The sequence below is a fragment of the Nocardia coubleae NBRC 108252 genome (assembly GCF_001612805.1).
Lineage (GTDB): Bacteria > Actinomycetota > Actinomycetes > Mycobacteriales > Mycobacteriaceae > Nocardia > Nocardia coubleae.
Window position 1 is genome coordinate 129,327 of record NZ_BDBD01000027.1, and the last position, 17,859, is coordinate 147,185.

Below are 17,859 nucleotides of genomic sequence, written 5' to 3' on the forward strand. Positions count from 1 at the left end.
ATGGACGTGGCCGATCTTCCTTGCAGCACATAGACTTTCCGTGACGAGGTGTACGGGAGATCCGAGGGGGAGCTGTGCCGTTGCCGCCGGGAACGTTGGCGTATCTGCGCCGCGCAGCAGAGCGCGGTGACGGTACCGCTATGCACAACCTTGCCCACTTCTACCACGATCACAGCGATTACGAGGGTGCGGAGTACTGGTTCCGGCGGGCGGCGGCGGCGGGGCATACGCGCTCGATGAACAATCTCGCGGTGTTGCTCGATCAGTTCGGGGAGCTGGCCGAGGCCGAGATCTGGTATCGGCGGGCGGCGGCGGGCGGCAACGCCAACGCCATGTACAACCTGGCCACCATGCTGTATCAGAGCGGCGATATCGCCGAGGCCGAGACCTGGTACCACCACGCGGCGCTCGCGGGGCACGTGGACGCGATGTACAACCTCGCGCGGTTGCTCGAGGACGACAACCGGCTCGACGACGCCGAAGCGTGGTACGACGAGGCAGCCGCGGCGGGCGACATCGACTCGATCAACAATCTCGGTCTGCTGCTGCGTCGTCGGGGCGCGATCACGGCGGCCCGGCGCTGCTTCCGGCGCGCCGCCGATCTGGGTCATCCGAAGGCGATGGCCAATCTCGCCGCGCTGCTCGAATCCGAAGGGGCGCACCGGGAAGCCGAATCCTGGTATCGCCGCGCCGCCGGCTGATCCAGCCTGCCTCGAACGCGACTCGGTTCCGACCTGTCATCGACTACCACCGAAGTGGGGGCACCCGCTGAGTGGCGCCGACGTGCATTCGCACTATGGCGAGTTCTGCGAAGACTATTAAAACGGAAGTTCGCCACCGGGTCGCTGAACGATGGAAACCGGTATTGACCATGGGCTTCGAGCGGTACCGGCGAACCGACCCGTTGGTTACCGAAAAGTATTGATACCGAGCGGTTTTCCAGCAACCACCAGCTAACTTCGGGGGCGCAGTAATTTTCCCGCGTTCAGGATGCGGAAATTTGCGGGCGGGTATAGCGTCTCGTGCTGTCGAACATTTTCGAGGACAGACCGGGGGTGCGGGTGAATTCTCTCGACGGCTGCCTGAAACGCATCATGGAGATCCCCGGTGCGTGCGGCGTGACGCTGGTGGACGGTGCCAGCGGGCTGGCGGTGGCCGCCGTCGGTGCGCACGACCTCGTCGACGAGCACGAGGACGCCGCGGGGACCACCGACGTCATGCGGACGGTCCTCGCGTGCACCGCGCTCTCGAGCACCGCCGCCGACGACGATGTCCGTGAGCTGATCGTCTGCCGCGACAAGGGCTTTCACCTGCTGCACCTGCTCGACGGCGATTTCGAGGGAAGGCTTTTCGTCCACGCGGTATTCGACGGCGCCGCCGCCAATCTGGGAATGGCGCGCTATCAGCTCAAGGCCGCGCTGGAAGAAATGGCGCGCCGATGAGCGCGGCCCTCGCCGAAGAACTCCAGCGGCTCGAAGAACAGGGCTCCACCGGGATATTGCGGGCGGGCGACGGCGAATTCCATTTGGCCCGCGGCGCTGTCGCCTCCGTCGGTTGCCGGCGCACCATCGGTCTCGACCGGCTGGCCGTCGAGGCCGGTGTCGCGACCGACGAGGACCTGCGCCGTGCCCGCGCGGGCGAGCCGGGTGCGCTGCTGCGCCGCCCACGCCTGGAGACCCTCGCCAGGCTCTCGGCCTACGACGCCGCCTACTTTCTGCTCGAAACCGAAGCCGAAGCGGAATTCATTCCGACGGAAGAGCACTGGCTCGCTCCGGTGTGCCGGATCGCGCCGCACGCACTGGTGAGCGAATGCGCGCGGCGCCGACGCCCCGACGCCGGTCCGTGGACCGCCGACATGGTGTCGACGGTCCCCGTCTCGCCCACACATCGAGCACGTCGCAAACGCACGGTCCTCACCGTCGGCCAGGCCGAAGTGCTCGCCGCCGCCGACAACCATCGCACCATCGCCGACATCGCCCGCGAGCTCGGCCGCACCACCTACGGCTGCCTCGTCGCCGTCCGCGACCTGACCAGAGCCGGGCTGATCGAGGCGCCGGAGTCGGTCGACGCCAAGGAGCGTCGCACCCGCCACCTCGCCGCGGCGCCGCCGCCCGAGCAGGGTCGCCACGCGGCGCGCGCCGGTTACGCCGCTGCACAGCAGAATTCAGGCACCGGACCGCCGCTTCCGCGCCGCGTCCCCGCACCGGTCGCCCCACCGACTTCGGGCAGGCACGCGCTCGTCGAGGAAGCGAGCGCGGCCGCCCGGACCCCCGACGCGACAACTCCGACTCCGGGCACGACCGCCCGGACGGCGGATCGGAACTCCCGCGGCGCGGACACCTACTCCTGGACACCCCCGGTAGACCAACCCTGGCAGCAGGTGGATCGTGCGCTCCTGATCCGCATCAGAACGGCGTTGGCGGAGCTGGCATGACCGGGCGCAGGAAGCTGCTCGGCGAGTGGAGGGGAAGGTTGACCAAAATGCCGCTGCCCGAACGTGAGCCGACCGGTTCGGAGCTCACGGGTCCGACCCCGTACGGCCGGGACCAGACCACACGACCGTTGCCGCAGAGCTACCCGGCCGTTCAGGCCGAGCTCACCGCCCTGCGCGAGCGCGTCCCCCACCTCACCGGCACGGTCGTCGCCTCCAGCGACGGCCTGCTCATCGAACACGACCTACCCGCCCATATCGAACCGGCCGGGATGGCGGCGCTGGCCGCCGCACAGCTGTCGCTGTCGTACCGGTTGGCGAGCACCGCGCACGGCGGTGGTTTCAACGAGGTCGTCGTGCACGGCAGCGACGGGCAGGTGGTGATCTACGCCGCCGGGTACACCGCGCTCACCGTGCTCGCGGGCCCGGATGTGAACGTCGGCCGGCTCCACCTGGAGTCGCGTCCGGTAGCTCGCGCCATCGCCGCTCATCTGGCGGCGGCGCACGATTGAAAGGTACGACATGTCGAATATGGATCTGGCGCTCAAGGACATGATGGTGATCGACGGCGCGATCGGCGCCGCGGTCGTCGACTACAGCAGTGGCATGGCCCTCGGAATGCTCAGCAGCAGCAAGTCCTTGGATCTGCAGATCGCCGCGGCCGGGAACACCGAAGTGGTGCGCGCGAAGCTGCGGACCATCGAGCAGCTCGGCCTCAACGAAGAGATCGAGGACATGCTCATCACCCTCGGGAGCCAGTACCACATCATCCGCCCGATGACCGGCCGCAAGTCCAAGGGGCTGTTCCTGTATCTGGCGCTCGACCGCTCCCGCGCCAACCTCGCCCTGGCCCGCCACCGGCTCAAGGGCATCGAGGAGGACCTCGAGGTCTAGGCCGCGCGGGCCGGGTGAGCGCGGGGCTCACTCGGCCGAAATGAATTCTGTCACAACGATCGGACAAGCTCGTCATACTCATGTGGCACAGGCGTGGCGGTACCTCTATTGTGATTCGCGGCGAGGTCTGGGAGCCACACGTAAAACGGGGTTTGCTCTCCAGCGGCGAGCAAGGTGGAACTGGAGCGGTATGCAGGTGAAGAAGATTGTCGCGGCGCTCGGTGCGTCCGCGGCGATGTTGTCCGGAATCGTTGTCGGCAGCGGGAGTGCCAGCGCGGCGCCTGCCTGCCCGAGTCTCTACGTCGTCGCCATTCCCGGCACCTGGGAGACCGGCATCGACAAGCCGCCGGGGCCCGGCATGCTGTCCGGCGTCACCAACGGGCTGCCGCGCAATGTCGACGTCGACTATGTGACCTACGCGGCGACCGCCTTCCCGTGGGAGGGCGATGTCTACGGCAATTCCAAGAAGCAGGCGGTGAATTCGGCGCGCGGCCTCATCTCGGCCAAGCTCGCGCAGTGCGGCGACACCAAGGCCGCCCTCGTCGGCTACAGCCAGGGCGCCGACGCCGCGGGTGATCTCGCGGCCGAGATCGGCACCGGGCTCAGCACCATTCCGGCCGATCGGGTGGCCGCGGTCGGCCTGATCTCCGATCCGCGTCGCGCACCGGGCGACGTGCAGGTCGGCCCGCATGCCCAGGGCGCGGGCGCCGGTGGCGCGCGGCCCGGCGGCTTCGGCTGGCTCAGCGACCGCACCCGCACCATCTGCGCGGTCGACGACCTGTACTGCGCCACCGCGACCGACGATTTCGTCACCCGGTTCGCCGGCTTCCTGGCGCAGAGCTCGGACGCCAACCCGGCGAACATGTGGCGCTACCAGATCGAGGCGGGCGCGATCATGCAGGATCTGATGGCCCACGGCGGTGTGCCGGTGCTGCAGGCGCAGCTCTCGGACGCGGCGAACCAGAAGCGGGCCAAGGATCTCGAGCAGTTCTACAAGTCGCAGGCACACCACCTGTACGGCAGCTACTCGGTGGGTGGCGGACATACCGCCATCACCTGGATGCGCGACTGGATCGCCTCGCACGCCTGAGTTTTCGCAGGTGAAGCCGGGTGCGGAAGTTTCTCGCACCCGGCTTTTCTATGTGGTGCGGGTGAGGTTGCGCGGCAGCAGATCCCACACGTGGCCGGACTCGTTGATCGTCGCCGCCGTTCGGGCGCCGCTGCGCGAGTAGAGGATCCGGGTGATCGAGCAGTAGTCGACGGGGAAGGTGAGCGGACGGGCCAGGCCGAGGATGTCGGCGAGCAGCACGTTGACGACCCCGCCGTGGGCGAAGGCGACGACCGTCTCGGTGTGCGGGGTGGCGGCCACGAGTTGTTCCACGGCGTTCAGCACGCGGCGGGTGAAGGCGGGTCCGTCGATCTGCTCGGGCAGCAGACCGGCCTTGATCCGGGTGTAGGCGTCGGCGAATTCGGTCTTGGCGTCTTCGATCGGGATGTAGGCGGGCAGATCGCGGTCGTATTCGGCGAGATCGTCGATGATGTCGACGGGCAGGTCGCGGGCGAGCGCGGTCGGTGCGGCGGTATCGCGGGCGCGGCGCTGGGGGCTCGACACGATGCGGGTGATCTCGTGGGCGGCCAGCGCGGCAGGGACCCGCTCGGCCTGACGGCGACCGATATCGGTGAGACCGGGATCGGCGGCGGTGGTACTTGCGACGACCTTGTCGGGCTGGGCATGACGCACGAGAATCAGCTGCACGTCACCCACTGTGCCCCATGACGGGGCGTCTTGTCCGTCCAGGGCGGCAGAGTGCGGACCCGCGGCGCGCGTGTGCGCTGCCGCGAGCCCGGCGACATCAGATCATGGCTGGCCGTACGGCGGCTGACCGTAAGGCGGCTGACCACCCTGACCCGGGCCGCCGCCGTAGGGCGGCTGGTTCGGCGGCTGGTCGTTCTTCTTCTTGTTCTTGAGCATGAAGACGAGGCCGACGATGGCGAGGACGACCAGCAGGCAGCACACGCCGCCGATGATGAGACCCTTGCTGCTCTTCTTGCCCTTCTTCTTCGCGGCCAGTTCGGTGACCAGGTCCGAGCCGGCGAGCGTGTCGATGCTGCCCGCGAGCACCTGTGGGTCGACCAGTGCGGCCGATGTCAGCAGGTCAAGGTACATATTCTTCCCCATCCGATGGTGTGTTGTCCCGGCATCCTCCCGGTGCCGGAACATCCGAGAGTACTGCTGTCGCTGCGAGTTTCGTTCGGAAAACCGCAGGACGCAGTGGTTCATCGCTGTGTCGCGCAAGATCGTTTACAGCCGAGATCCGTGTACCCGATTTCAGCGCGGTTTCACCAACGGAAACGGCAGAGTCTCGCGGATGCCGCGTCCGGTGATGAACATGACCACCCGGTCGACCCCGATACCGAGGCCGCCGGTCGGCGGCATGGCGTGTTCGAGGGCCTGCAAGAAGTCCTCGTCGAGCTCCATCGCCTCGGGGTCGCCACCGGCGGCGAGCATGGACTGTTCGGTGAGGCGGCGTCGCTGTTCGACGGGGTCGGTGAGCTCGCTGTAGGCGGTGCCGAGCTCGACTCCCCAGGCCACCAGATCCCAGCGTTCGGTCACGCCCGCGGTGCTGCGGTGGGACCGGGTCAGGGGTGAGACCGAGGTGGGAAAATCCAGGTAAAACGTCGGCTCGGTGGTTTTCGCCTCCACCAGGTGCTCGTACATCTCCAGCACCACCTGGCCTGCGTCCCAGCCGCGCTGATAGGTGACACCGGCCGTGTCGCACAGCTCCCGCAGACGGGTGAGGTCGGTCGCGGCGGTCACCTCGGTGCCGAGGGCCTCCGACAGCGCGCCGTGCACCGTGCGCACCCGCCATTCGCCGGAGATGTCGACCTCGGTGCCGTCGGGGCGCAGCACCACCTCGGCGCCGTTGGCCGCGACCGCCGCGTCCTGGATCAGACGGCGGCACAGCTGCATCATCCGCAGATAGTCGCTGTGCGCCTCGTACGCCTCGAGCATGGTGAATTCCGGGTTGTGGCTGTAGTCGACGCCTTCGTTGCGGAAGGTCCGCCCGATCTCGAACACCTTCTCGATCCCGCCGACGCACAGCCGTTTGAGATACAGCTCGGGCGCGATGCGCAGGTACAGGTCCAGGTCGTAGGCGTTGATGTGGGTGCGGAACGGGGTGGCGTTGGCGCCGCCGTGAACCTGCTGCAGGATCGGTGTCTCCACCTCGAGGAAACCCCAGTCGTGCAGTGACTCGCGCAGCGAGTGCAGGACGGCGCTGCGTTTGGCGAGCAGTTCGCGGCTGTCGGCGTTGATCGCCATGTCGACGTAGCGGCGCCGGACCTTGGCCTCCGGATCGGTGAGGCCACGCCATTTGTCGGGAAGCGGGTGCAGGCACTTGCCGTTCATCCGCCAGTCCTGGGCCAGCAGCGACAGTTCGCCGCGTCTGCTCGTGCCGATCCGGCCGCTCACCTCGATGAGGTCACCGAGGTCGAAGTCGGCGCTGAATTCGCCCGCGCGTGCACCGACCCGTTCGCGGTCGATGAGCAGCTGGATATCACCGGTCCAGTCGCGGACCACCGCGAAGATCACCCCGCCGTAGTCGCGGATGCGGGTGATCCGACCGGCCACGCGCACGGTTGTCCCGTGCGGGCAGCGGCGTGCGTCGGCGATGGTGTGGGTGGGTGGATAGGCGGCGGGGTAGGGGTCGACGCCGCTCGCGGCGAGGCGGTCGAGGGTGGTCATCCGCACGCGGACCTGTTCGGGACGGCGGGGGCCGGACTCCTCGCCGGCGTCGATGTCGTCGGGAGCGCTGCCGTCGGCGTGCAGGCCGGTGACCGTCGCCGGAACGGCGGGCGTTGTCCCGGTGTGGACAGCCGGGTCGGGTTGTGGGCCCAGGCGCGGCAGGAACCCTTCGGCCAGTCCGCTCGCCATCGCGACCCGTGGCAGTTGCCTGCGGTCCTCGTACAGGAAGAACCGTGGCACCCAGCGCGGGTGGTACTTCACGTTCGAGCGGTACAGCGCCTCGAGCTGCCACCAGCGCGAGAAGAACAGCAGCACACCGCGCCACGCGCGCAGCACCGGTCCGGCACCGATGCGGCCGCCCTCGGCGAACACCGAGCGGAAAACCGCGAAATTCAGCGAGATCCTGGTGATGCCGTACTGATCGGCATCGAGGGCGAGCTGCGAGATCATCAGCTCCATCACGCCGTTGGGGCTCGCGGGATCACGGCGCATCAGTTCCAGTGACACCCCCGTGCGTCCCCACGGCACGAACGAGAGCATCGCGTGGACCCGTTCGTCGTGGTCGATGGCCTCGACCAGCAGGCAGTCGCCGTCGAGTGGGTCGCCGAGGCGGCCGAGCGCCATCGAGAAACCGCGTTCGGTCTCGGTGTCGCGCCAGGCGTCGGCGCGCGCGATCACCTCGGCGAATTCGGCAGGCGATATCTCGCTCGCCCGGCGCACCCTGATTCCGAAGCCGTTCTTGCGCAATCTGTTCGCGGCTTGGCGCACGGGCTTCATGGCGGGGCCAGCCAGCGAAAATGTGCGGGTGTCGAGCACGGCTTCGTCGCCGAGGCGCAGCGCCGACAGACCCGCCTGCTGATACGTCAGCGCGCCCTGCTCGCTGGCACCCATCACCGCCGGTGCCCAGCCGAAGCGGTCGGCCTGCTCGAGCCAGGCCCGGACAGCTTGCGGCCAGCCCTGTTTCGGCCCGATCGGATCACCGGCCGCCAGGCAGACGCCCAGCTCCACGCGATAGGTGATAGCCGCCTTGCCGTTCGGGGCGAAGACGACCGCGCGGTCGCGGCGGGTGGCGAAGTAGCCGAGCGAGTCGTCCACGTCGCCGGTCGCGAGGAGGCCGCGCAGCGCGGACTCGTCGAGCGCGGTCATGGCGTTGTCCGCCCGTTGCGACCGCAGCAGCACGATCACGGCGGCGATCAGCGCGAGGGCGCCGAGCAGGCCGAGCACGAAATCCACCCAGCCCGGCGGGCGCCCGTCGAAGTGTTCGTTGTCGACCAGGACGGCCGCGGTCACCCGCGACACCGCCCACAGCGGTCGCTGCGCACCACGCGGCAGCGAACCGGGGAACAGCTCGACCAGACCCCAACCCAGCAGGCACCCGAACGCACAGCCGCCGACCAGCACCGCGAGCGCCTTGCGCACCGCACCCGGCCGCACCCGGGTGTAGAACTCCGCGCGGGCGGCGATCAGGATCGCCAGCACCACACCGTGCACGACGAACGCCACCAGCGGATCCAGCTCCCGCGTGCTCGCGTAGTCGACGATGTTGGTGATCGCGTACAGCGTCAGATAGATGACGAGCAACCACCACGCCACCCGTTTGCGGCTCGCCGCCGCACCGGCCAGCAACCCGACGACCAGCGCCCACACCAGGCTCGTGTCGGGCGCGTCGAAATAGTGGGTGTCCACATAATCGCGCGGCACCTCGGTGAGCTGCCGCAACCCCGGTGACAGGCTCCAGAGCGCGCACAGCACCGCGAACACGCCGAGCACCAGCCCGGTGATGTGCGGTACCTCGGAGAACCTGCCGTGCGCGCGATGGGGCACCCGGTCGACAGAGCTGCTGGGGTGTTGCTCGGCCCGCGTGGAAGTCACCGATCCAGTGTGCGTGCCCGCGGGTGCGAACCGCAGGGGGTCGCCGACGGCGTGTTCGTCACCGTGGGGCCCGGTGGACTACCGGATTTCCCGACGGGGTAAGTATTAGCGCATGTCGGAACCAGTGGACGTGCCGATCGATGACGAGGTCATCCGGCTCGGGCAATTCCTCAAACTGGCCAACCTGATCGATTCCGGTTCGGAGGCCAAGTCGGTGATCGCCCAGGGTCTGGTCCGGGTCAACGACGAGGTGGAACTGCGCCGCGGCAGGCAACTGCAGGTCGGCGACGTGGTTGTCCTAGCCGGACACAAAGTGCGGGTCAGCGAGGGCTGACCCGCACCCTGTGCGAGTTCTCAGTCCTCCGCGCGGACGACGACGCCGTCGTGGTCGCTGTAGAGCATCTCGCCCGGCACGAAGGTGATGCCGCCGAACTCCACCGGCACGTCGCGTTCGCCGCTGCCGGTCTGGGTGCTCTTGCGCGGGTTGGTGCCCAGCGCCTTCACCCCGATGTCGAGGGTGCGCAGGATGGCCGAGTCGCGCACGGCGCCGTTGACGACGACGCCCGCCCAGCCGTTGTCCACGCCGCGGCCCGCGATGATGTCGCCGACCAGCGCGGTGTGCACGCTCGCCCCGCCGTCGACGACCAGCACCTTGCCCTCGCCCGGCTCGCCGAGGGTCTGCTTGACCAGCAGGTTGTCCTGGAAGCAACGGATCGTGGTGATCCGCCCGGCGAACGCTTGACGGCCACCGAACTGGATGAACTGGGTATCGCAGCTGCGGATCTCGGGGCCGATCTCATCGGCCAGATCGGCGGTTGCCACTACATTCGCTGATTCGGTCATGACGCCGATTGTGTCAGGTGGTCGGGCGGTGGGCCTTCTCGATCTCGCTGATGAGGGCCTCGGTGGTGTGTTTCACGGCGATCTTGATGAACGGTTCGATGGTCCGGCCGAGCATCTTGCCCGCGATACCGCCGGGAACGAAGTACTGGATGTGCGCGTCGATGGTGCTGGTGTCGGCGCCCTTGGGCGTGAAGACGAATGTCGAGAGGATCTCGAATCCCTTGATCGACTTGGTGCCGATCACCGAGCCCTCCTCCCAGCGCACCACTTCGATGCGGGAGGTGAGCGAGGCGGGGCCGAGCTTCATCTTCCCGTCGAACTTCGCGCCCACACCTTCGGTCTGTTCGGTGACCGGGGTGAAGGACTCGATGCCGTACCAGAATTTCGGCAGGTTGCGATAGTCGTTGACAAAGGCGAATGCCGTCTCGGCCGGCGCTGCGCAGTCTTCGACAATCCTCACGTCGCTCATACCGGCAACTGTAATGCGTTTGTATGGCGTCTAAGCGGTCACGGCCAGCGTGGCGGCCAAGCCGAGCGCCACCGCCATGAGCGTCACCTCGATCGCCGCGTTGCGGACCGACACGTCGGCGGTGACGCGGTGCTCGGCGGCCCGGCCCACCCAGGTGCGCCGCCACCACCAGCCGAGCCCGGCGAGCATCGCGAGCACGACCACCTTGGCCAGCATGATCCGTCCGTAGCCGGTGGTCACCAGGGCCGGCACCGAGCCGAGGCGGACGAGGCCGTCGATGAGCCCGGTCACCGCGATCACCGCGACCAGCGGCGCGGCGGCGGTCGAGTAGCGGGGCAGCGCGTTCGCCCAGCCGCCGCGCGTGCGCACCACGAGTGCCAGCGCGAGCAGCAGCCCGAACCACGCCGCCGCGGCCAGGGCGTGCACTGCGACGAGCACCGATCCGAGCACCTGCTGCGACATGTGCCCGGTGATGGGTCGCAGGGCGAGCGCGACCGCCGCGAACACCAGGACCAGGTCGGCCGAGGCGTCGTCGGGCCTGCGGAACGCCCACGCGGCGTAGCAGGCGACGGCGGCGGTGCAGAACAGGATGGCGATCCCGATCTGCCCGCCGCTGAGCCTGCCGAGGAACGTGCCGAATTCGCCCGCGGCGAGTTCGTGCACCGGCACGCCGACGATGTCCGCCGCCTCGCACACGAGCAGGGTGAACTCGGCGCCCAGCCAGATCGTGGCCAGCACCGCGACCGGCCGCCACGCCACCGCGAGCCGGTGGTCGAGCCGGGGCAGCGCGGTCAACCCGAGCACCGTCGCGCCCGCGCCGTCGGCGATTACCCGCGCACCCGCCGCCGCCGGGAAACCGCCGGTCCGGCGCAGTATCCAGGCGAGCACCACCCCGGCGAGCGCGGCGACGACGACCGGACCGAGCACTCGCCACCGGCCTCCGGTCGTCATCCGCGGCTACTTCTTGCGGCCGGTACCGAGCAGCGCCACCGCGAGACCGACGCCGAACAGCACGACACCACCGGCGACGAACACCCACACGGGCACGCCACCGGACTCCTCGCCGTCGGAGCCCTCGTCCTCGCCCGGCTTGGCGCCCGGTGTCCCGGTGCCTTCCTTGGTAAGGGTGAAGGTCCGCGTCCCGCTGACGGGATGACCGTCGGCGGAGGTCACCCGGAACGCCATGGTGTATTCGCCGACCGGCCCGAGTTCACCCACTTCCACGCTCACCGTGCGACCTTCGACCACCGGCTTGCCCTTGGACCACAGGCGCCCGTCCGGACCGACCACCGTCAGCGACGGAAACGTCTGCTGCAGTTCCTCGTTGAAGGTGATGCTCGCGCGTGCGGGGCCTGCCTCGATCGACGAACCGTCCTCGGGAACACTGCTCACGGCACCGGAGTGCGCGTTCGCGATGCCGGTCGCGCCGAAGATCAGGGCGAACAGGCCGGCGACCAGGGTGACGGCGAACCGCCGCGCCAGGCGCCGCCGTGCCGATCGATTGATCTCGGCCACAACCTCGTTCGGCACGACGACCTGGGGCGAGGTCTGTCGCGAGCGCCCGGACACCGCAGGAGTCTGACAGCGTTCCATCACGACTTCCTCGACCGCGCGACGAGCCCGAGACCGAGCGCGGCGGCGAACAGGCCGAGCGCCAGGCCGATACCGCCGGTCCAGCGAGCCACCGAGTCGGACTCCGCTTCGGCGGGCTCGTCGGTGGCGACGTGGTGGTCACCGCCGTCGGAACCACCCGATTCGCTGAGTGCCAGGGTGGGCGCGGGGTATTCGGGCTCGGCGCCGCCCGTGCTCGGCTGATCCCAGGCGACGACCTTGCCGTCGCTGTAGGTCTGCCGCGCGGGGAAGGTCACCTCGTCCTGGGTGGGCAGCGGTCCGAGCGAGAGCACGAAACGCTGGAACTGGCCCGGTCCGACACCGGGGTTGCCCGGCTCGGCGGTCCAGGCGACGGCCACCGCCTCGCCCTTGTCGTTGCGTTCGATGCGCGAGGACCAGCCCGGCATCGGTTCGGTGCGAACGCTTTTCAGGTTCGGCACGGTGACGCTCACCGAGGTGGTGGAGGCGGTGTCGGATTCGTTGGGCACCTTGAAGGTGGCAACGGTGTACTTGCCCTTGGCGGCGCCTGGCGCGTCGACGGTGACGTGCGCCGCCGCCGAACCGCAGGCGGCGAGCACGAGTGCGGCCGCGAGACCGGCCGTTGCCGTCCCACGGGTGATGAAGTTGTGCATGGAATGCCTTCTGTCCGAAGAGTTCTGATGTCGAGTGAGATCAGGCGGACAGCGGCGGTGCGCGCGGACATCGCACACCTTCCAGGCGGGTGCCGAGGACGATGTCGACGGTTTCCGTCCAGCGCGCGGCACGGTGCGTGACGTCGAGTCGTGGAACGGTGAGTACCGCCCGGATCACGCCCGACGCAACGAGATACAGCCGTTCGGCGACGAGAATCAGTGCCGCACAGACGAACGCGGCCAGCAGGTGCGCCACGACCATCGGAGCACTCGGCAGGTGCAGCACATCGAGAACGCCGCCGTGATGATCGAGCGTTCCGGTCAGCGCGTAGTGCCCGGCCCATTGACCGCCGAGGAGTGCTCCCGCTGCCCGCAACCACCCGGTATCGGCACGACGCGCGAAGGTGGGGAGAGCCCGGCGCCCGGCGAACGCGCCCGTCGCGAGCGAAACCAGCAGCAACAGCGCGATTTCTGCCGAGCGCGGCACCCCACCACCGGCCATACCGTGCGCGGCGACGGCGAGCGCGCCGACGAGTACGCCGCAGCCACCACCGCGCAGGCGGGAGGTGAGCTGCGGCGTCGTCACAGGTTCAGCGGACGCCGAGGCGGGCCAGCGCGTCGTTCTCCAGCACCGACAGTTCGGTGGAGATGGAGGTGTGCACGGCCTTGCGGCGCGCCGCGGGCATCTGCTCGGCGGTGCGCACGGCGACGGTGAGGTCGGTCAGCCGCGAACGGGCCGCCTCGACGAACTTCTTGGTCTCGCCGTCGGGGGAGTCGGCCGCGATCTTGTCCAGCGCGTTCTCGGTGTTGGTGATGCGGGCCTGCAGGCGGGCGCCGTGGCCGCTGAACTCGCCGAGCTGGTCCAGGCCGATGCCGAGCTGCTGTGCCTTGCGCGCGTCGAGCTGCCCGCGCACCAGGGTGGCGCCACGGTAGGCCAGCGGCGCGAGCACCGGGATCAGCACCCGCGCCACCCCGATGTACTTGCGGATCTGGGCCGCGCTGAACAGTTCGCGGTCGGCCTTGGCGGCCAGCTTCTGTGCCGCTTTCTCCTCGGCCTGCAGCGCGGCGATCTGCGCCTTGGCCACCTTGGCCTCGGTGCGGGTCTGCGCCTTCAGCGCGCGGCGGGTGGTCCGCTCGCCCGCCTTGGCCGCCTTGCGCTCGTTCTTGGCGCTGAGTTTCGCCTCGACGGCGGCTTTGTGCTTGAGCGCCTTCGCCTCCGCGCGACGACTTGGCCGCCGCTTACGCTTGCTGAACAACCCCATGAGATCAGGCCCTCCGTCATGCTCGCCAAGTCACGAGGCAGCGCCGTCCGGACCGGCCTGCCGTACTTCGTAGCGTAGTGGGATCAGGGTAGCGATTGGGCAATGTGTCGGGGGTAAGGACCATACTGCTGGTGTGCGTGCAGCCGAGGAGAACTTCGACAGCGGGCCGGTGACGATCCCGGCCCCGGCTTCCGCCGCGCTCGAAACCGAGCCGACAACGGCCACTTCGGCTGCTCGCGGCGGCTCCCCGGCGGCCTTCCTCGACGCGCGCTCGCTCATCGGCTGCCGCCACCGGCTGCGCCTGGACGCCGCCAACCCCGGCATGCTCGCCGAGGTCAGGGAAGACCCGGGCGTGCAGCAGCGGCGCGAGGCGGCCACCGCGTATCGCACCAAGGTCCGCGACGAACTGGTCGGCGCCGCCCCGGACGACTGGGTCGTGATCGATCCGGCGCTGCGTGCCGGTGCGCGCGCCGACGCGACCATGGCCGCGATGCGGGCGGGCGCGTCGCGTATCTGGGGTGGCCTGCTGCCCCAGGAACCCGACACCGGCCGCCGTGGTGGCGCCGAGTTCCTGCTGCGCGACGCCGATCGCGGCGGATATATCCCGATCATCGTCGTCAACCACAAGGTCACCGACCCGCGCCGCCCCGACCCGGCCGATTTCCACCCGCTCACCTCGGACCTGTTCCGCTGGGAGCCGCGCCGCGACAAGCACGTGAAGCTGCGACCCCAGCCGCGCGACCAGCAGCGCCTCGCCCACCTCTACCGGATGTTGCAGCGCCACGGGCTGGCCAGTCCCGCGCTGGTCGGGGGCGCCATCGGTCTCGCGTTCGACCGCATCCTCGTGCACGACCTCACCGGTGTGCTCGCCGACTACGACCTGCGCTACGCCGACCGCATCGCGGTGGTGCGCGGCGAACTGCCCACCCAGCCGTCGAAGGTGCCCGAGTGCAGGCAATGCCCCTGGTGGGTGCGTGGCCCCGATCCGGCGCAGCGACCGGCGGGCCCGGAGGAGGTAGCGGAGCGTGACCACGCAGGGCCCTCGGGAGCGCAGCAGGCAGGCACTGCCGAGCCCGGGTGCGAGGGCGTGTTGGCGGCGATGCGGGACGTGAGTCTGGTCGCGCCCGGTTCGCGGGCCGAGGTGCTGCGCGTGCACGGCGTGCAGACCATCGACGAACTGGCCGCCTGGGTCGGCGAGGAACCCGACGACTGGCAGCACGGCCCGTTCACCGAGACCGTCGTCACCGCGCGCGCCTGGATCGCCGGCGCGCCGCTGGTCCGGCGCTTCGACACCGTCAGCGTGCGCCGCGCCGACGTGGAGATCGACGTCGATCTGGAGAGTTACCAGGAAGACGGCGCCTACCTCTGGGGCACCCTGCTCGACGACGTGTACCGCCCCTTCGTCACCTGGGACCCGCTGCCCACCGACGACGAGGGCCGCTCCTTCGGCGAGTTCTGGACCTGGCTGATGGCGCAGCGCGCGCAGGCCCACGCGGCGGGCAAGACCTTTGCCGCCTATTGCTATTCGCGTACCGCCGAGGACAAGTGGCTCTACGAGTCGGCGCGGCGCTTCGCGGGCAGACCCGGAATCCCCACCCACGAGGAGGTGCGCGCCTTCGTCGACTCACCCGAGTGGGTCGACATGTTCCAGGCCGTCACCGACCAGTTCATCTGCCCGAACGGCAAGGGCCTCAAGAAGATCGCCCCGGTGGCCGGATTCGGCTGGCGCGATCCCGAAGCCGGTGGTGAGGCGTCGATGGGCTGGTACCGCCGCGCGGTCGGCTACGACGCCGACAGCGACATGTCCCAGCGCACCCGGCTGCTCGAATACAACGAAGACGACGTGCGTGCCACCCAGGTGCTGCGCGAATGGATGACCACTAGAGCTGTAGTTGAGGTTCCCTCGCTCAAGGACTTCGCCCGGTAATAACATTGTCGGCGTGACAGAAGCAGTCGAAACACTCGAGTTCCAGGCCGAGACCCACCAGCTCCTCGAGCTGATGATCCACTCGGTGTACTCCAACAAAGACACGTTCCTGCGGGAGCTGATCTCGAACGCTTCCGACGCACTGGACAAGCTCAAGCTGGCCACGTTCCAGGACAAGGACCTCGTCGCCGACACCGCCGATCTGCACATCGAGCTGGAGGTCGACCGCGACGAGCGCGTCCTGACCGTGCGCGACAACGGCATCGGCATGTCCCGTGCCGAGGTGATCGATCTGATCGGCACCCTCGCCAAGTCCGGCACCGCCGAGCTGCGCCGCAAACTCACCGAAGCCAAGTCCGACGCCGCGGCCGAGGAGCTGATCGGCCAGTTCGGTATCGGCTTCTACTCGACCTTCATGGTCGCCGACAAGGTCACCCTCACCACCCGCAAGGCGGGCGAGACCGAGGGCACCCGCTGGGAAGCCGCCGCGGGCAGCTCCACCTACACGATCGACACCGTCACCGACGCACCGCAGGGCACCTCGGTGACGCTGGCGCTGAAGAAGCCCGACGAGGACGATCACCTCTTCGATTACACGCAGGAATGGAAGCTGCGCGAGATCGTCCGCAAGTACTCCGACTTCATCGCCTGGCCGATCCGCATGCAGGTCGAGCGGACCGTGATGGAGGGCGAGGGCGAGGACAAGGTCGAGAAGACCGTCGTCGAGGACCAGACGCTGAACTCGCAGAAGGCGCTGTGGACGCGCCCGCGCAGCGAGGTCACCGACGAGGAGTACAAGGAGTTCTACCACCACGTCAGCCACGCCTGGGACGATCCGCTCGAGATCATCCCGATGAAGGCGGAGGGCACCTTCGAGTACCAGGCGCTGCTGTTCCTGCCCTCGACCGCGCCGTTCGACCTGTTCACCCGTGAGCACAAGCGCGGCGTGCAGCTCTACGTGCGTCGGGTGTTCATCATGGACAACTGCGAAGAGCTGATGCCGGAGTACCTGCGCTTCGTCAAGGGTGTGGTCGACGCGCAGGACCTCTCGCTGAACGTGTCGCGCGAGATCCTGCAGCAGGACCGCCAGATCCAGATGATCCGCAAGCGCCTGGTGAAGAAGGTGCTCTCGACGGTCAAGGATCTGCAGTCGGCCGAGGATCAGACCAAGTACCAGACCTTCTGGACCCAGTTCGGCCGGGTTCTCAAGGAGGGCTTGCTCTCCGACACCGACAACCGCGAAACCCTGCTCACCGTCTCCTCTTTCGCCTCCACCGCCTCCGAGTCCGAGCTCACCACGCTCGCCCAGTACGTGGAGCGGATGAAGGACGGCCAGGACGCGATCTACTACATGACCGGCGAAAGCCGTGCGCAGGTGGAGAATTCGCCGCACCTGGAGGCCTTCAAGGCCAAGGGGCTCGAGGTACTGGTGCTCACCGACCCGGTCGACGAGATGTGGGTCGGCTCGGTGCCGGAGTTCGACGGCAAGAAGTTCCAGTCCATCGCCAAGGGCGAGGTCGACCTGGAAACCGAGGAGGAGAAGAAGGAGACCGAGGCCCTGCGCGAACAGCAGGACAAGGACTTCGCCGACCTGCTCGCCTGGCTTGGCAAGACCCTCTCCGAGGTCGCCAAGGAGGTGCGCCTGACCAACCGGCTCACCACCTCACCGGCCTGCCTGGTCGGCGACGTCTTCGACTTCACCCCGATGCTCGAGCGCATGTACCGCGCGTCGGGCCAGGCGCTGCCGGAGTCCAAGCGCATCCTCGAGCTCAACCCGACCCACCCGCTGGTCACCGGTCTGCGCGACGCCTACGACGCGCGCAAGTCCGACGCCGACGAGGGCAAGGTCCCCGAGCTCACCGAGACGGCCGAATTGCTGTACGGCACGGCCGTTCTCGCCGAGGGCGGCGAACTCAAGGACCCGGCCCGCTTCGCCCACCTGCTGACCGAGCGTCTCACCCGCACCGTGTGACACGATGCCGCCCTCGGCGTGACTGCTTGTGCCGCGGCACAGCAGCTCTCGTCGGGGCGGCTCCTCGCCTGGGGTGCGGCAGCAGCTCCCGCCGGCGGCTGAGGCCGTGGTCTCACGGCTGGATGGTCGCCTGCGGCAGGCGCCTCCGTGCTTCGGCGGTGTTGTGACAGTTCCCAGTCGTGCGTGCGCCGATATATGGCC

Annotated in this window: 19 protein-coding genes; 9 read left to right on the forward strand and 10 right to left on the reverse strand. The window is 68.7% G+C overall.

Features of this window, described 5'->3' with window-relative positions:
• Positions 1-140 precede the first annotated feature (140 nt).
• The 6 genes from NCO8_RS28050 to NCO8_RS28075 all read left to right on the forward strand — a co-directional run bounded on the left by NCO8_RS28050 (position 141) and on the right by NCO8_RS28075 (position 4,415).
• Positions 141-701: a tetratricopeptide repeat protein gene (locus tag NCO8_RS28050; protein WP_067644105.1), complete on the forward strand. Its 561-nt coding sequence runs from the start codon at positions 141-143 to the stop codon at positions 699-701.
• Positions 702-1,061: 360 nt separating this feature from the next.
• Positions 1,062-1,442, forward strand: a complete 381-nt coding sequence (locus tag NCO8_RS28055) for a hypothetical protein (RefSeq protein WP_084457559.1) — start codon at positions 1,062-1,064, stop codon at positions 1,440-1,442.
• Positions 1,439-2,434, forward strand: coding sequence for a MarR family transcriptional regulator (locus NCO8_RS28060; RefSeq protein ID WP_067644108.1), 996 nt, complete (start codon positions 1,439-1,441; stop codon positions 2,432-2,434). The genes NCO8_RS28055 and NCO8_RS28060 overlap by 4 nt, the downstream gene beginning before the upstream one ends.
• On the forward strand, positions 2,431-2,943 hold the full coding sequence (locus tag NCO8_RS28065; protein WP_245655534.1) for a roadblock/LC7 domain-containing protein: 513 nt from the start codon (positions 2,431-2,433) through the stop codon (positions 2,941-2,943). Before NCO8_RS28060 ends, NCO8_RS28065 begins: the two co-directional genes overlap by 4 nt.
• Before the next feature lie 10 nt (positions 2,944-2,953).
• Positions 2,954-3,325 carry a hypothetical protein gene (locus NCO8_RS28070; protein WP_067644111.1) on the forward strand — a complete coding sequence of 124 codons (372 nt, stop codon included), beginning with the start codon at positions 2,954-2,956 and terminating at the stop codon, positions 3,323-3,325.
• Between the two features lie 190 nt (positions 3,326-3,515).
• On the forward strand, positions 3,516-4,415 hold the full coding sequence (locus NCO8_RS28075; protein ID WP_084457544.1) for a cutinase family protein: 900 nt from the start codon (positions 3,516-3,518) through the stop codon (positions 4,413-4,415).
• 48 nt (positions 4,416-4,463) lie between these two features.
• Here the strand turns inward: NCO8_RS28075 and NCO8_RS28080 are convergent, their stop codons facing one another.
• The 3 genes from NCO8_RS28080 to lysX form a co-directional block, all read right to left on the reverse strand.
• Positions 4,464-5,081, reverse strand: coding sequence for a histidine phosphatase family protein (locus NCO8_RS28080; RefSeq protein ID WP_067644340.1), 618 nt, complete (start codon positions 5,079-5,081; stop codon positions 4,464-4,466).
• Positions 5,082-5,183: 102 nt separating this feature from the next.
• Entirely contained in the window at positions 5,184-5,504 is a 321-nt protein-coding gene (locus NCO8_RS28085) for a hypothetical protein (protein ID WP_133734150.1), read from the reverse strand.
• Positions 5,505-5,654: 150 nt separating this feature from the next.
• Positions 5,655-8,894 (reverse strand): bifunctional lysylphosphatidylglycerol synthetase/lysine--tRNA ligase LysX, encoded by a 3,240-nt coding sequence (gene lysX, locus NCO8_RS28090; RefSeq protein ID WP_245655541.1) that lies wholly within the window; start codon positions 8,892-8,894, stop codon positions 5,655-5,657.
• Between the two features lie 160 nt (positions 8,895-9,054).
• On the opposite strand from lysX, the gene NCO8_RS28095 reads away from it, so the two are divergent.
• Positions 9,055-9,276 carry an RNA-binding S4 domain-containing protein gene (locus NCO8_RS28095; RefSeq protein ID WP_067495227.1) on the forward strand — a complete coding sequence of 74 codons (222 nt, stop codon included), beginning with the start codon at positions 9,055-9,057 and terminating at the stop codon, positions 9,274-9,276.
• A gap of 20 nt (positions 9,277-9,296) precedes the next feature.
• Here NCO8_RS28095 and rraA read toward each other — a convergent pair whose 3' ends face one another.
• From rraA to NCO8_RS28130, 7 genes are read right to left on the reverse strand one after another with little or no spacing between them, the layout of a single operon-like run.
• A complete protein-coding gene (gene rraA, locus NCO8_RS28100) occupies positions 9,297-9,785 on the reverse strand; it encodes a ribonuclease E activity regulator RraA (RefSeq protein ID WP_067495230.1) in 489 nt (162 codons plus the stop codon).
• 13 nt (positions 9,786-9,798) lie between these two features.
• Entirely contained in the window at positions 9,799-10,254 is a 456-nt protein-coding gene (locus NCO8_RS28105; RefSeq protein ID WP_067644117.1) for an SRPBCC family protein, read from the reverse strand.
• A gap of 30 nt (positions 10,255-10,284) precedes the next feature.
• Entirely contained in the window at positions 10,285-11,205 is a 921-nt protein-coding gene (locus NCO8_RS28110) for a CopD family protein (protein WP_067644120.1), read from the reverse strand.
• A 6-nt stretch (positions 11,206-11,211) separates the two neighbouring features.
• Positions 11,212-11,847, reverse strand: a complete 636-nt coding sequence (locus NCO8_RS28115; protein WP_084457545.1) for a copper resistance CopC family protein — start codon at positions 11,845-11,847, stop codon at positions 11,212-11,214.
• Entirely contained in the window at positions 11,847-12,497 is a 651-nt protein-coding gene (locus tag NCO8_RS28120) for a YcnI family copper-binding membrane protein (RefSeq protein WP_067644123.1), read from the reverse strand. Before NCO8_RS28120 ends, NCO8_RS28115 begins: the two co-directional genes overlap by 1 nt.
• A 40-nt stretch (positions 12,498-12,537) precedes the next feature.
• Positions 12,538-13,083 carry a hypothetical protein gene (locus NCO8_RS28125; protein ID WP_067644126.1) on the reverse strand — a complete coding sequence of 182 codons (546 nt, stop codon included), beginning with the start codon at positions 13,081-13,083 and terminating at the stop codon, positions 12,538-12,540.
• Positions 13,084-13,087: 4 nt separating this feature from the next.
• Positions 13,088-13,759, reverse strand: coding sequence for a DUF6474 family protein (locus NCO8_RS28130; RefSeq protein ID WP_067644129.1), 672 nt, complete (start codon positions 13,757-13,759; stop codon positions 13,088-13,090).
• 133 nt (positions 13,760-13,892) lie between these two features.
• On the opposite strand from NCO8_RS28130, the gene NCO8_RS28135 reads away from it, so the two are divergent.
• Together NCO8_RS28135 and htpG are read left to right on the forward strand one after the other, a co-directional pair.
• Positions 13,893-15,686 carry a TM0106 family RecB-like putative nuclease gene (locus NCO8_RS28135; RefSeq protein WP_084457546.1) on the forward strand — a complete coding sequence of 598 codons (1,794 nt, stop codon included), beginning with the start codon at positions 13,893-13,895 and terminating at the stop codon, positions 15,684-15,686.
• Between the two features lie 13 nt (positions 15,687-15,699).
• Positions 15,700-17,658: a molecular chaperone HtpG gene (htpG, locus tag NCO8_RS28140; protein ID WP_067644131.1), complete on the forward strand. Its 1,959-nt coding sequence runs from the start codon at positions 15,700-15,702 to the stop codon at positions 17,656-17,658.
• Positions 17,659-17,859: the final 201 nt, after the last annotated feature.

What these genes read in the sequence shown, in the direction of transcription:
- NCO8_RS28070 (WP_067644111.1), top strand. Translation starts at nt 2,954, where the DNA reads ATGTCGAATATGGATCTGGCGCTCAAGGACATGATGGTGATCGACGGC.
- NCO8_RS28050 (WP_067644105.1), top strand. Translation starts at nt 141, where the DNA reads ATGCACAACCTTGCCCACTTCTACCACGATCACAGCGATTACGAGGGT.
- NCO8_RS28110 (WP_067644120.1), bottom strand. Translation starts at nt 11,205, where the DNA reads ATGACGACCGGAGGCCGGTGGCGAGTGCTCGGTCCGGTCGTCGTCGCC.
- NCO8_RS28095 (WP_067495227.1), top strand. Translation starts at nt 9,055, where the DNA reads ATGTCGGAACCAGTGGACGTGCCGATCGATGACGAGGTCATCCGGCTC.
- NCO8_RS28065 (WP_245655534.1), top strand. Translation starts at nt 2,431, where the DNA reads ATGACCGGGCGCAGGAAGCTGCTCGGCGAGTGGAGGGGAAGGTTGACC.
- NCO8_RS28085 (WP_133734150.1), bottom strand. Translation starts at nt 5,504, where the DNA reads ATGGGGAAGAATATGTACCTTGACCTGCTGACATCGGCCGCACTGGTC.
- NCO8_RS28105 (WP_067644117.1), bottom strand. Translation starts at nt 10,254, where the DNA reads ATGAGCGACGTGAGGATTGTCGAAGACTGCGCAGCGCCGGCCGAGACG.
- rraA (WP_067495230.1), bottom strand. Translation starts at nt 9,785, where the DNA reads ATGACCGAATCAGCGAATGTAGTGGCAACCGCCGATCTGGCCGATGAG.
- NCO8_RS28120 (WP_067644123.1), bottom strand. Translation starts at nt 12,497, where the DNA reads ATGCACAACTTCATCACCCGTGGGACGGCAACGGCCGGTCTCGCGGCC.
- NCO8_RS28075 (WP_084457544.1), top strand. Translation starts at nt 3,516, where the DNA reads ATGCAGGTGAAGAAGATTGTCGCGGCGCTCGGTGCGTCCGCGGCGATG.
- NCO8_RS28060 (WP_067644108.1), top strand. Translation starts at nt 1,439, where the DNA reads ATGAGCGCGGCCCTCGCCGAAGAACTCCAGCGGCTCGAAGAACAGGGC.
- NCO8_RS28130 (WP_067644129.1), bottom strand. Translation starts at nt 13,759, where the DNA reads ATGGGGTTGTTCAGCAAGCGTAAGCGGCGGCCAAGTCGTCGCGCGGAG.
- NCO8_RS28115 (WP_084457545.1), bottom strand. Translation starts at nt 11,847, where the DNA reads ATGGAACGCTGTCAGACTCCTGCGGTGTCCGGGCGCTCGCGACAGACC.